Raw genomic sequence first — 13,547 nt, forward strand, 5'->3', positions numbered from 1 at the left:
GGCGCCAATTGGAAAACTATGGGCCGAAGGCGCCCGCGAAGCCGGAGGAATGGGGCCGAGAACGGCGTCCAATGGGGCAGGACGGCTGCTTCGCCGGGCCTTCGGTAGCGAAGAAATAGATTGGAGATAGAAAAAATATAGGCGCGGGCGGATCCCCTCGGGACTGCTGGTTTGCGTCGTTGACCATGGTGTGCGGCGGCTGCTAGCGTTCCGCGCATCTCCTGCGCCGGCGGTAATGCCGACCGCATTCCGAGTATTCATCCCGATAGGGTCTGACGAAAAATGAAGGACGAAGGCCGACCGAAGAACATCCTGGAACACATCGTCGGCCGGGTGGCTTTGGCCCCGCAGGCCGTCGCCGCCTGCGATCCCGCGCCGATCACCTATCGGGAACTCGCCCGGGAATCCGACCGGCTGGCCGCCGTACTGGCCGAACGGGCGGGCCGGCCGTCACCGGTGGTGGGGGTGCACGCGGACCGGGGCAACCGGCTGCTCATCGCCCTGGTCGCCATCCTCAAGGCGGGCGGCACCTATCTGCCGCTCAACCCGGACCTGCCCGCTCCCCGGTTGTCGGCCATGGTCGAGGACGCCGCACCGGACCTGGTGCTGACCGACCGCGCCCACCGGTTCGCGGACCTGACGACCCTGCCCCTGGACACCGCCCCCGCGCAGCGGGACACCGCCGGCGCGCAGCGCACCCCCGGCACGCGGGCGGCCGACGCGTTCCGCTCCCTGCTGTACACCTCCGGATCCACCGGCCGGGCCAAGGGGGTGCTCAGCGGGCAGGAGGGGCTGCGCAACCGGCTGGTGTGGATGGGCGACGCGCTCGGCATCGGCCCGGAGGACCGGATCCTGCAGAAGACGCCGATCAGCTTCGACGTCTCGCTGTGGGAGCTGCTGTGGCCGCTGATGAACGGCGCGTCGGTGGTCTTCGCACGGCCGGGCGGCCATCTGGACGGCCGTTACCTCCACGGCCTGATCCGGGACCGGCGCATCACCGTGCTGCACTTCGTGCCCGCCATGCTCGGCGCGTTCCTCCAGGCCAACCCCGGACACGGCGCCGATCCCGCGCTGGACTCGGTACGGCTGCTGGTCACCAGCGGCGAGGCGCTCACCGGCGAACTGGCGGCCGAGGCGCTGGACCGCTTCGGCGCGGCCCGGCTGGCCAATCTGTACGGGCCGACCGAGGCGTCCATCGACGCCACCTGGCACCTCGTCGGACCGCGGGACCTGCGGGGCCCGGTGCCCATCGGGCGCCCCATCGCCGGGATGGCCGCGCATGTGGTCGACGCGGACGGCAGACCCGTCGGGCCGGGTCGCGCCGGGGAGCTGTGGCTGTCCGGCGCCGGGCTGGCCGAGGGGTATGTGAACCTCCCCGAGGCCACCGCCGCCGCGTTCCTGGAACACCCCCCGCTGATACCGGCGGACCGCGTCTACCGCACCGGGGACCTGGTCCGGCAGCGCGAGGACGGGGTGCTCGAATTCCTCGGCCGCCGGGACCGCCAGGTGAAGTTCCGCGGTGTCCGGGTCGAACTCTCCGAGATCGACAGCCATCTGTCCCGGTACCCCGGGGTGAACTCCGCGCACACGCTGGTGCGCCGCTTCGACGGCGGCAGCCGGCTGGTCGCGTTCGTCGAACCCGCCCCCGTGGTCCTGGCCGCCGCCGGGGACCCGGACACCCCCTTCTTCCGGCTGCCCGCCTTCGCCGCCGAGCTGCGCGGCCACCTGGCCCAGCTGCTCCCCGCCTCCGTGGTGCCCGGCCACTTCGTGTTCGTCCGCGCATGGCCCACCGGCACGCACGGAAAGCTCGACGAGTCGCGGCTGCACGCCCACCTCGACGACCGCGCGGGCGCCGCCCGGCCCGCCCCGGACGGCACCGGGCGGGAGGCGATCGCCGGCCAGGTGCTCGGCATCTTCCGGAAGGTCCTTAAGACCGAGGACATCGAGGCCGGGGACAACTTCTTCGAGGCGGGCGGCGGCGGTTCCCTCCAGGCCGTCCGGGCGGCCCAGGACATCGAGGAGTACGTCCAGCGCATCTTCGGCCTGGACATCTCGGCGGACGCCTCCATCTTCATCCACCCCACGGCCCTGGAGCTCGCCGATGAGATTGAAAGAGGCATTGCTGCGCGACTGGCGTCGTGAGTCGTTCGACGAGATCGACTCCTATCTGCTGCGGGCCGTGGGGGGCAGGCGTCCCGAGACCGTGCCCGCGCCGCTGGACGCCGTGTACGACCGCGCCGAGCGCAGGCGCGTCGCCCATCTGCTCCACGGGGACCAGGACTTCGACCGGTTCGAGGGGCTGGAGGCCGCACGCCGCTTCGCCGCGGTGACGGCCGCCCACCAGATGGCCGCGTGGCAGGAGATCACCGCCGCGTTCGACGCGGCCGGCATCGCCGTCGCGGGCAACAAGGGCCCGTTCCTCGGCGCCCTGCTGGACCGCCCCGCCGGGCGCATGCCCGTCACCACCGACCTGGACCTGCTGGTCGCGGAGGAACAGGTGGCGGCGGCGGTGGCCGTGCTGGAATCCCTCGGCTACATCCGCGGACTGAACATCCAGGACCACGCCTTCGTCCGGATGAGCAGCCGGTCGGTGCGCGAACTGGAACAGGAACAGGGGTCGTTCGGCCAGCTCGCGCCCATGTGCCGGCTGCTGAAACTGCCCGAGCTGGACGACATGCAACCCGGGATCGAGCGCTGGCTGCCCGACCGCAAGATCGTGTGGACCTCCGCCGGGATCCGCTCGGTGCTCAGCGTCGATCTGCACTTCGACCTCGGCCACCGCAGCGCCTCCGGGGTCGCCTACCCGATCCCGGCCGCCGAGCTGCTCCGCGACGCCGTGACGGTCCGCCACCGGGGCGCCGAGCTGCGCACCCTGGACGCGGACACCATGACATGGCTGCTGTGCTACCGGGCGTACCTGGACACGGCCGTCTTCGGCGAGCGGCGCTTCAAGCCGTTCGCCGACGCCGCGGAGCTGATCCGGGCCCGGGGCCGGGCGGGGGCGGCATGGGACACCGCGACCGACCGCTATCCGCACATCGCCGGCCCGGTGGCCCGGACGCTGCGGTTCCTCACCGACGAATGCGGTGCCGACCTCGGGGCGCCGGTCCCCGCGCCCGTCCCGGACGCCGACGAGGCGCCCGCGCCGCCCGCCCCGCGCTCCGCCCATATCGTGGTGTGCCACGGCTGGGGCAGCCGGGAGCGCTCGGCGCCGTGGGTCGCGGAGCTGCGGTCCCAACTGGCCGCCGCGGACGTGACCGTGGAGGAGTCCGCGCCGTTCCGGGACGTCGCCGACCCGCTGACGGTCGGCGCGGCCGTCGCGGAGCTGCGCGAACGGGCGCATGCGGTGCGGACGCGGTCCCCCGGTACGGCCGTGGGGTTCGTGGGCGTCAGCCTCGGCAGCACGGTCGCGCTGGCCGCGGCGCTCGCGGACCCCTCGCCCGACTTCCTGGTGGCGGTCAGCCCGGTGGTCGACCCGGTGGCCGAGTCCACGGGCGACGACGGGGGCTGGAGCTTCCTGGGCTCCGCCGTCAGCCCCGCGTTCGCCGAGGACCTCACCGCCTGCTCCCCGGGCCGGCGGCTGGGCCGGGTGGGGTGCCCGGTGCTGGTGCTGCACGGAGGGCAGGACAACGAGCGGCGCACACACGACGCGCATCTCCTGGCCGCCGGCGCGGCGGCGCGGGACGGGCGTTCGGCGCGGCAGGAGTTCCCCGCGGGCAACCACACCCTGGACAACGCGCCGGTGGGAGCCGCGGCCGCGGTGTCGACCTGGCTGGACCGGCTCGGCCTGGTCGCGCTCCGCTCGGGGAACCGGAGCTGAGGCAGCCGGATGGGTACGTCGGAACACGAAAGTTCGGAGAGAGCGGTATGCGCAAGAGAGTCCTTCTGGTGAACGGCGGCAAGCCGGAACCGATCCGGATCCTGGAGCAGGACCCGGAGGTCGAGCTGTTGGCGCTCACCGACCACGAGTACCGGTACATGATCGGCGCCGGCACCGAGACCGTCGCCATCGAGGACACCCGGGACCTGGAAGCGGCGCGGAAGGCCGTGCTGCGGCTGGCCGCCGGGCGTGACATCGACTACGTGGTGGCCCCCGGGGAGCGCGGCCAGCTGGTCGCCGCCTATCTGCGGTCCTACTTCGGGGTGCCCGGGACCGGGCTGGAGGTGGCGACCGCCTTCACCAACAAGGACGCGATGAAGAAGGCGCTGCGCGCGGCCGGCCTCCCGGTCGCCGACAGCAGGCTGATCACCGGGCTGGACCGGCTCGCCGACGCCGGTGAGGAGATCGGCTGGCCGGTCGTGGTGAAGCCGGTGGTGGGCTCGGGCACCGCCCTGACGTTCCTGATCCGCTCGGCGGCGGAGGCGGCCGGGTTCCTCCGTACGTCCGACGCCGCGGAACTGGGCGCGTGCGGACAAGCGCTGCTGGTCGAGAAGTTCGTGCGGATGACGAAGGAGTACCACTGCGACGGCATCGTGTCCGGCGGTGAGGTCGCGTTCGCGCTGCCGTCCTGCTACTTCGACCCCCTGCTGGGCAACCTGGACCGGATCTCGGGCTCCTACACCCTGCCCGAGGACGACCCCGACCAGGAGGAGATCCTGCGGCTGAACGCCCGTGCGGTGCGGGCGCTGGGGCTGGAGGACGGCGCGACCCACCTGGAGCTGTTCCGGACCGACACCGGCTTCGTGATCGGTGAGATCGCCTGCCGTCCGGCCGGCGGCGGTGTGCCCGAGGCCGTGCTGCGCCACTGCGGTGTGGACCTGTGGGCCGAGATGGTGCGGGTGTGCACCGGCGGCCGGGCGGACATCCGCCCCCGCCGCACCGACAAGGTGACGCTGAACGTGATGATCCCGCCGGAGGAGGGCCGGGTCGTGGAGATGACGCCCGCCGAGCGGTTCCTGGAGATCCCCGGCGTCACCAGGGCCGAGATCAGGGCGCGGCCCGGGGATGTGCTGGAGTCGCCGAAGCGGTCCACGGTGATGGCGGCGCTGCTCTTCGTGGAACTGCCCGGCATCGACGTCATGGAGGACCGGCTGGCACAGATCGCCGGGGCGCACAAGCTGGTGACCGAGCCGGTGTGAACGACGGCCACCGCGGCAGCGGTGCCCGGCCGGGGCGGGCGGCCGGGTGCCAGCCCGCCACCGGCGCGGCGCGCGGACACCGGACGATCGTCAACCGTCCCGGGCGGCTGCCCGCCCGGTGGCGCGCCCGGCGTGGGCTACTCCGTCAGGTGGCACACCGCGCGCCCCGGTCCGCCTCCCGGCCGTACACCTGGACGAGGGTGTGGCACCGGTACACACCGCGTTCGACCTCCGTGATGAGGTTGGCGTCGGCCAGCTCGACCAGCAGCCCGGCCGCGGTCCTGCGGGGTATCCCGGCCAGCGCCGCCGCCGACGGGAGGTCGAACTCCCGGGCGAAATTGCGGCTCAGCGCCGCCAGGAGGGCGGCGGCCCCGGGGGAGAGCCCCGACCACGACCAGGAGACCACCCGGCCCAGATTCCGGAACAGCCGTGACGCCGAGGACGACACCGGCGAGTTCCTCGCCGCCCGCAGATCCTCCACCAGGTCCGCGGCCGGGGCCCCGGGGTTGCCCGCCGCCTGGGCCACCATCAGGGCCATCGCCAGCGGCAGCCCCTCACACAGCTCGACGATGTCGTCCACCACATCGGGCGCGAGCGACAGACGGGTGCTGTCCAGCCGGCGCCGCACGAACTCGTGCGACTCCCCGGGGGACAGCACATCCAGCTTCACCGTGGTCGCGCCGATGATGGCGGCCAGACTGCTGAGGTCCGCGCGGCTGGTCACCAGCACACAACTGCCCGGCGCGCCCGCGACCAGCGGCCGGGTCAGCTCGTCGGTGCGGGCGTTGTCCAGGACCAGCAGGAAGCGGACCCGCGACAGCAGGGTGCGGTAGCGGGCCAGCAGCGCCAGACGGTCCCTCGGCAGGTCCCGGATGTCGTCGCCCAGCGACTGGAGCACCAGGCGCATCGCCTCGTCGACCGGCATCGGCGACCCCGAGGCGTCATAGCCCTGCAGGTCCAGGTAGACCTGCCCGTCCGGGAAACGGTCGGCCACCTGGTGCGCCCAGTGCACGGCCAGCGCCGACTTGCCCACGCCCGGCATCCCGGTGATCAGCCCCACCGACACCGAGGTGGGCCGCTGGTCCTCGGCCGGCAGCATGGCGTGCAGCCGGGCCAGTTCCTCCGTCCGCCCGGCGAACACCTGGAGGTCCGAAGGCAGTTGCGCGGGAGCGAGGTCGGTCAGGGGGGCCGTTCTCCTCGGGGCCGTCCGCATCCGGCCGGCGGCCGTGTGCGGGGCGCGCAGCAGCTCCGGGTCCGAGCGCAGCACCCGCTCGTGCAGATTCCGCAGCGAGGCGCCGGGGCCGACGCCCAGCTCGTTCGCCAGCGTCCGGCGGCACTCCTCGAACGCCAGCAGCGCCTCGGCCCTGCGCCCGGCCCGGTACAGCGCGGAGATGAGGCTCTCCCACAGCCGCTCCCGGAGCGGATTGTCCCGCACCAGGCTGAACATCTTCGACAACTGCACACTGGCGAGGCCGTCGTCCTCCGACAGCAGGAGCAGGTCCTCTATCGCCGAGAGCCGCTCCTCGGCCAGCCGGGCCCGCCGGCTCTCGGCGAACGCGCCGGGGATGTTCGACAGCGCCGTGTCCCCGTTCCACAGCGCGAGCGCCGCCCGCAGCCGCTCACGGGCCTGCGCGTGGTCCTCCGCGAGCCGGTGCAGCTGTGCCTGCTCGACGTGTTCGCGGAAGTCCATGAGGTCCAGCGAAACCCGGTCCAGCGGCATGGAGTAGCCGTGTCCGGACGACTCGATGACGGACGGCCGCCGCGACCCCGGCAGGTCCAGGGCACGGCGGAGGCGGTAGACGTAGGTGCGGATGCCGCTCTCCGCGGTGGTCGGCGCGTCGTCGCCCCACAGGGCGTCGACCAGTTCGCCGACCGACACCCGGCCTCCCTCCTTGAGCAGCAGGACACTCAGCAACGCGCGCTGAAGGTGGGGGCCGATGTCGACCTCGGTCGTGCCACGCCATGCGCGGACCGGTCCGAGGACCGAGAAACGGAGCCTTGACGAGTCGTTCGTCGCAGGCAAGGGAACCACTCCGTCCTCACGTTGGTACGGATTCCGTGCTGAATGGGGGGCACGGAATCCGGTCTGCTGGGCAACGGGGCCGCGAAGAGCCCTGGTGAGCGCGGAGGCGCTTACCGGGCCGTCTCCCCGCGACACCGGCGCAGCAGATAACCCAGCTCCAGCGAGGTGGAGTCGACGCGGGGGTCCGGATGCGCCAGCCGCACGACCTCCAGACCCGCCCGTGCGAACAGCCCCTCCCAGTACGAACGCGTCTCCAGCCGCTGTTCGGTGACGGTGTGGAGCAGGTAGTACGGGTTGTAGTAGGCGAGCCCCAGGCCGTTGCCCATCAGCTCCTGGTCCTCCGGGCGGTGGTCGACCTCGATGACCACCCAGTGCGCGTCCGGATGCGCCTCGACGCTGCTCCGCAGGATCGCGAGGACCGCCTCCTCGCCCGCTTGTTCCAGCACTTCCTGGAGGACGAAGGCGGCCATGAACACCACGGGGCGGCCGGCGGGCACGGTGTCGGGGCGCAGGTCGGTGGCGCCGTGGTGGCGCACCTCCATCCGGCCCTCCAGGGAGCGCTCGGCCACGGTCCGCTCGGCCAGTGCGAAGCCCCCGGCGTCGGGTTCGAGGCCGACGCCGAACACCCCCGGGTGGGAGGCGCACAGCTCGGCGAGGAAGGATCCGTCGCCGCAGCCGACGTCGACCACGGTGACATCGGCCGCCCCGGTCGTGTCGATGAGCGTCCTCGCCAGCGGGAGGGCGTCGAACATGCTGATGCCGCAGCTTCCGCGGCCGACCTTGCCGCCGTCGCGGGACGCGTAGCCGCCCGGTGTCCGCAGCGTGTCCTGGATCTGGGTGAACGTCGAGGCGTACCCGCCCACCAGCAAGGTGTACCAGGGCAGGAACGGCTCCAGCCGCCGTGCCTTCTCCGACAGTGTCCACCGGTCCACGGCCACCGTCACATAGCCTTCGTTGCGCAGATACCGGAGGAAACCGCTCAGCCGGTCGGCGAGCATCGAGTGGCGGGTGGCCAGCTCGTCGAGCGGGATGCCGCCGGGATCGGCGAGGGACGCGTACAGTCCGCTGTCGTGCAGCTGGTGGATCGCGTTGGCGACCGCTAACTGACGGATCGGCTGGATGGCCTCGACAAGCCGGTCCTCGAAGTCGGGCTCGATCACTGGGCGTTCTCCGGTCGGGTTGAGGGGGACGGTGTTCCGGCGTTGCCCGGAGGGTTGTCCCCGAGCGCGGCCAGCAGGGTGAGCAAGTCCTCTTCGGTGCCGACGCTGACGCGTATCCAGCCGGGCAGTCCCAGCGCGGCCGCGTTGCACACCCGTACGCCACGGAGGGCCAGCCGCGCCACGAGTTCCGCGGCGCCGTCGGCCGCGACGGGGCGGGCCAGCACGAAGTTCGCCTGGGTGCCGCGCACCTCGGCGAAGACCGGGCAGGCGGTGAGCCGGTCGGTGTAGAGCCGTCGGAGCCGCCGCACATACCGCGGCAGCGCGGCGAGGTAGTCGGTGTCGGCCAGGGTGCCCTCCACCGCGGCCAGCGCGATCGAGTCGACGCTGTCGTACCGCTGGACGGCGGCGAGCCGCGCGATCACCCGCGGTTGTGCCACGACCGCGCCGGCCCGGACCCCCGCCAGGCCGTACGCCTTGGAGAAGCTGATGAACACCAGCAGGTTCGCCGCGTGTGCCACACCCGGCACCCAGGACCGCGGCCGGTCGGCGAAGTGTCCGTAGGTCTCGTCGAGGAAGACCAGCTCCGCCCGCCTGATCACCTCGTCCGTCCAGCTCCGGTCGAACAGCGTCCCGGTCGGGTTGGACGGCTGGGCCAGCAGGACCGCGCCCCCCTCGGTCAGCCTCGCGGGTGGCAGGGTCGGCTGCCAGTCGTCGTCGAGCGGGATGGTCCGCGTGGTCAGGCCGGTGACCGCCGCCCGGTCCGCGTAGCCGGGGAACCCCGGAGAGGTGATCCAGGCCGTGTCGACCAGTGAGAACACCAGATCCACGGCCTCGTCCACGCCGCTGGTCAGCAGCACCGAGTCCGCCGGGACGCCGAGGTGCCGGGCCACGGCGCGGTGCACCCGGCCGCGCAGGTGTTGCGGGTACCTGTTCAGTGTCCTGGCCGCGCGGATGACGTGCTCGACGGCCAGTCCCGAGGGGTCGAGCGGGCTCTCGTTGAGATGCAGCTGTGCCTCGGGGCCCACCGTCGACGAGGGGGAGCCGGGCCACGCTGTCGCGGTGCTCGGAAGCATCGTTTCGCCACCTCTGCTGGTCGCATTCATGGGGTGTGGAAGGTCCTCGTGGAGAAACTTCCGAGGCGCTCGGCCTACCTCCTTCCGGTTTTCCAGTCCCCCGACCGACGGCTGCCGACCGACCGACCGGTCGGCCTGGCGCGCCGTAAGAATGCCGCTCATTTCAATAGCTGGTGACGATGTACCTGAAATACGACGTACTTGAACTGTGATGCACCTGAACCGCGATGTACCGAACCTGCGACGTACCCGAACTGCGCTGCCAGCGTAATTCACATTGCTAGTAACGTACATCACACGTTAGCAGTGGGTTGACGGTCCGTCAATATGGCGGAAACCCGCCATGAATGCCGGTATGGCCACCGGGTGTTCCCGCAGGGACTTTCCGAACTTTTTACCGACTTTGGTATCGCCTGGCCACGGGCTCTCCAGGGGGTTATCCGCACACTTTCGTCCACCGCTGGAGACTGCGTGCGGACTCGCTTTCCGATGCCCCGGAGCGACCCGGACTATGTATTTCTCTAGTTTCTGCGCAACGGTGTGGAGCGCTGGCGCGTACCTGAGGTAATATCGCCCGCGCGAGCATTTCCATGTCGTCTCCAGGCCGGCGTCCGGACTGTTTTGCGGAGGTTTTTCGAGCGATGTGCCGAGAACGGCGGGATTGGAAGTCCCTCCCGCGCCGGATGACCCTGGGAATGCGTCGTCAGACCACCGAATCGGGTGCCATCACCTCCGAAAGCATCATTTTGCAACGCCTACTACTTTCCGGGCGAAACGGCCGACCCGGAACGGATCGAAAGCGCCTTGCGCCGGGCCGTGCGCGCCCATCCCGCACTGCACAGCACCTACCGGACGGCGGGGGAGCACGGCGCGCAGTACGCCGAGCTGCCACTGCCCCCGGCGCTGCTGGAGCGGGAGGATCTCGGCGCCTCGCCATGGGACCGCCTGCGTACCCGCGCCCGGGAGGTCGCCTCGCGGGAGAGCGGCCGGGTGCTGGACCTGCGGAGCGACCCGCCGCTGCGTGCGGTCCTCCTGCACGGCGCCGCCGGATTCGCGCTGGTGATCCGGATCGACCACTCCGTCTGCGACGGCATTTCCTACGCGCGGTTCCTGCGGGACGTCGGTGAGGCGTACGGGGCCGCGGACGAGGAGCCCACGGTGGCCGGCCGGCCCACGCTCGCCGAGGTGGCGGCCGTGGAACGCCCGGTGCTCGAGGGCGAGAGCGGCAAGCGGCTCCGGGCCGCCTGGCGGGAGCGGCTGCCCTCGGGTGTGCCCGAGGTGATGCTGGGCGACACCACCTCGTGGCGCGAGGGCACCGCCGAGGGGGCGTACCGGGTCTGCCACATCGACGGCGAGCGCTACCGCGAGCACGTGGCCGAGGCCAAGCGGCTGCGGGTCACCAGCTTCGTCCTCGCCACCGCGAAGATCCTGCACGCGCTGCGGCCCTCCGTCGTCAACGACGAGCTGGCGTTCTTCTGTCCGTTCCCCGGCCGGTTCGTGCCCGAGGCCGGGACGGTGATGGGCAATTTCGTCAACCTCCTCCCGGTGGTGGTCGACGCGGGGCGCGACGCGGACCTGGCCACGACCGTCCGGGCGGTGCGCGACGGGGTCGTGTGGACGATGCAGCACCAGGGGCTGCCGTTCGACGCCGTGCTGGAGCAGGTCCGCGACGTGGACCCGACCGGCGAGACGATGCCGAAGAACCGGCGGGCCATCTTCATCGCGGGCTACCCCGAGGACGAACTCGACCTGGGCGGTGCCCGGGCCCAGGCGGAACTGCCGGTGATGACGACCGCCCTCTTCGACCTCAGCGTGTGGATCTCCGACACCCGCGACGCGGTGCGCTGCATGGCGGTGTACCGCCCGAGGTACGTGAGCCCCGAGCAGGTGGACGCCTGGTTCGCCGCGGTGGGCGAGCCGCTGGACGCCGCCGCCCGGCCGGCCCGCTGACACGCGGCCGGCCGGGCGCGCGGAGCACCCTGGACCAGCCACCGGAACTCCGCGGCCCGGCCGGCCGCTCGACGAGGTCATGCCCCGGACATCAGGGACGCTCGTGCGGCGGCCTCCAGCGCGAGCACGTCGGTCTTGCCGTTCGGGAGCGTCGGCATCGCGGCGACCCAGACGACCTCGGCGGGGCGCGCGTAGTCCCGCAGGGCGCTGGTGTCGATCCCGGTCCCGTCGCCCTGTTTGCCCTCCACCGCCGCGATCACCACATCCCCCTCGCACACCGGCTTCCCGTTCACCGAGAGCGTCACGACATCCCGGTTCCGCAGCGCGCCGACGTCCACCTTCAGCTTGGCGTTGCCGAAGTTGTCGACGTGCACGACCGACCCCGCGGGGATGTCCACGTCGTGGATGTCGTGGACGTCGTAGGGGTGACGGGTCAGCTCCTCCTCGTCCGTGGCGGCTATGCGCGCGACGATCGGAGCGATGAACGTCTTCCCCGAGAACGGGGTCTGCGGCACGTCCTTGATCTCATAGACCCGCTTGACCCCCAGGTCCCGGGCCAGCCAGCCGAAATAGCCGAAGTTCGAGCCGACGAACAGATGCCCGGAGAGGGTTTCGCCCCAGATCACCTCGTGGGTCCGCTCCAGATTGTTCGTTTTGGACACCAGGGTGTAGAGAACCGTCCCCTCGGGGTAGTTGTCCGCCATCAGCATGGTCAGGAACGAGGCGTTGATTTCGGAGAACGGGACAACCGGGACAACGGGTTCCACGACGACCGGCCGTCCGATCCGGTCCGCTTCCCGGTGAATCGCACCGCACATCTCATTGAACGCAACGTCCGTGCAGTCCGTGACCACGACGACCCGACGCATGTATCGCCCTCTTGGTTATTGCGCAGCGGACGAGGCCGACGTGCTCTGCGACGCCTCGTCAGGACCCGGCGGGCGATCACACACCGCCCGCCGCCGTACAGCATCGCCGACGATTGTCGATCTTGAATAGATTCGGCATAGACTCCTCGTTACAGCGCCTGCCGAGGGTTGGCGAATGGAGCCCCGGGGAAGGCTGTGATAATTTCGCTGCCCTCCTTCCCGAAACGACTGAGAACCTCTGGGGAGCGGTGTGGCGATCGCCAATGTGAAGGAATACGTGCGGGAGAGCACCGGCGGATTACCGGCCGGTTTCTGGTGGCTGTGGACCAGCACCCTGGTGAATCGGCTCGGCTCTTTCGTCGCCACGTTCATGACGCTCTATCTCACCGCCGACCGGGGCTATTCGGCCTCCTACGCGGGCCTGGTGGTCTCCCTCTACAGCGCGGGCGGGATCATCGTCTCACCCATGGCGGGAATCGCGGCCGACCGGCTGGGCAGACGGCCGGTGCTCCTGGTGGCACAGGTCTCGACCGCGGTTTCGGTGGTGATTCTGGGGCTTGTGCGCGATCCCTTCTCGATCGCGGTCATGGCGTTCCTGTTCGGCGTCGCCTCGAATGCCTCGCGCCCGGCCACACAGGCCATGGTGGCGGACGTCGTACCTCCCGAGGACCGCGTCCGTGCGTTTTCCCTGAACTACTGGGCCATCAATCTCGGTTTCGCGGTATCCGCCGTGGCGGCCGGATTCGTCGTCGAGTACAACTACTTCGCCGGTTTCGCGGCGGAGGGCGTACTGGCTCTGGCCTGCGGGCTGATCGTCTACGTGAAAATACCGGAGTCCCGGCCCGTCGAGGAGACGGACGGGTCCTCCCCGAAGGACGCGACCCCGGTTTTCCGTGACGGGCGCTTCATGGGAATCGTGGTGCTCGCGTTCGCCCTCGCGCTCGTCTTCCAGCAGGGATTCGTCGGACTTCCCCTGGCCATGGGGGAAAAGGGCCTGGGCGGCGCCGAATACGGTATGGCCATCGCCGTCAACGGCATCCTCATCGTGGCCGTGCAGGTCCCGGTGACCCGCATGATCCAGCACCGTGCCGTCCGGCCCCTGCTGGTGTTCTCCTCCCTCCTGGCCGGCGCCGGTTTCGGGCTCACCGCACTGGCCGGCTCCACCCCGGCGTTCGCGCTGACCGTCGCCCTGTGGACGCTGGCCGAAGTCATCAACGCGCCCACCCAGAACGGCCTGGTGGTGAGCCTGGCCCCGGTGCGGAGCCGAGGCCGCTACCAGGGCGTCTACAACTCGGCGTGGGCCGCCGCCGGTCTGGTGGCGCCCCTGGCCGCGGGCTTCGTCCTGGACAACCTCGGCGCGGCCGCACTGTGGGGCGGATGCGCCGTGCTGGGC

9 protein-coding genes are annotated in these 13,547 nt (G+C 71.1%); 5 read left to right on the plus strand and 4 right to left on the minus strand.

The annotated features are described in order from the left end of the window. Positions 1-282 precede the first annotated feature (282 nt). From AXW62_RS15155 to AXW62_RS43935, 3 genes are read left to right on the plus strand one after another with little or no spacing between them, the layout of a single operon-like run. Positions 283-2,142, plus strand: coding sequence for a non-ribosomal peptide synthetase (locus AXW62_RS15155; RefSeq protein ID WP_060945003.1), 1,860 nt, complete (start codon positions 283-285; stop codon positions 2,140-2,142). Next, positions 2,102-3,820 carry a nucleotidyltransferase family protein gene (locus tag AXW62_RS15160; RefSeq protein ID WP_079115632.1) on the plus strand — a complete coding sequence of 573 codons (1,719 nt, stop codon included), beginning with the start codon at positions 2,102-2,104 and terminating at the stop codon, positions 3,818-3,820. The genes AXW62_RS15155 and AXW62_RS15160 overlap by 41 nt, the downstream gene beginning before the upstream one ends. A 47-nt stretch (positions 3,821-3,867) precedes the next feature. Then, positions 3,868-5,079 carry an ATP-grasp domain-containing protein gene (locus tag AXW62_RS43935; protein ID WP_060945005.1) on the plus strand — a complete coding sequence of 404 codons (1,212 nt, stop codon included), beginning with the start codon at positions 3,868-3,870 and terminating at the stop codon, positions 5,077-5,079. A gap of 145 nt (positions 5,080-5,224) precedes the next feature. Here the strand turns inward: AXW62_RS43935 and AXW62_RS43940 are convergent, their stop codons facing one another. The 3 genes from AXW62_RS43940 to AXW62_RS15180 all read right to left on the minus strand — a co-directional run bounded on the left by AXW62_RS43940 (position 5,225) and on the right by AXW62_RS15180 (position 9,335). After that, positions 5,225-7,102, minus strand: coding sequence for an AfsR/SARP family transcriptional regulator (locus tag AXW62_RS43940; RefSeq protein WP_159060884.1), 1,878 nt, complete (start codon positions 7,100-7,102; stop codon positions 5,225-5,227). A gap of 110 nt (positions 7,103-7,212) precedes the next feature. After that, positions 7,213-8,262 (minus strand): SAM-dependent methyltransferase, encoded by a 1,050-nt coding sequence (locus AXW62_RS43945; RefSeq protein WP_060945007.1) that lies wholly within the window; start codon positions 8,260-8,262, stop codon positions 7,213-7,215. After that, positions 8,259-9,335, minus strand: a complete 1,077-nt coding sequence (locus AXW62_RS15180; RefSeq protein WP_060945008.1) for a pyridoxal phosphate-dependent aminotransferase — start codon at positions 9,333-9,335, stop codon at positions 8,259-8,261. Before AXW62_RS15180 ends, AXW62_RS43945 begins: the two co-directional genes overlap by 4 nt. 720 nt (positions 9,336-10,055) lie before the next feature. Between AXW62_RS15180 and AXW62_RS15185 the strand changes: the two genes are divergently transcribed. After that, on the plus strand, positions 10,056-11,285 hold the full coding sequence (locus AXW62_RS15185; RefSeq protein WP_079105609.1) for a condensation domain-containing protein: 1,230 nt from the start codon (positions 10,056-10,058) through the stop codon (positions 11,283-11,285). 77 nt (positions 11,286-11,362) lie between these two features. Here the strand turns inward: AXW62_RS15185 and AXW62_RS15190 are convergent, their stop codons facing one another. Beyond that, the gene (locus AXW62_RS15190; protein WP_060945010.1) at positions 11,363-12,154 is read right to left on the minus strand and encodes an SAM-dependent chlorinase/fluorinase; all 792 of its coding nucleotides are present in this window, start codon (positions 12,152-12,154) and stop codon (positions 11,363-11,365) included. A gap of 250 nt (positions 12,155-12,404) precedes the next feature. Here AXW62_RS15190 and AXW62_RS15195 point away from each other — a divergent pair. Then, positions 12,405-13,547, plus strand: a 1,143-nt coding sequence (locus AXW62_RS15195) for an MDR family MFS transporter (protein WP_060945011.1), incomplete at its 3' end; no start/stop codon positions are given.

Source organism: Streptomyces hygroscopicus subsp. hygroscopicus (genome assembly GCF_001553455.1).
GTDB classification, from domain to species: Bacteria; Actinomycetota; Actinomycetes; order Streptomycetales; family Streptomycetaceae; genus Streptomyces; species Streptomyces hygroscopicus.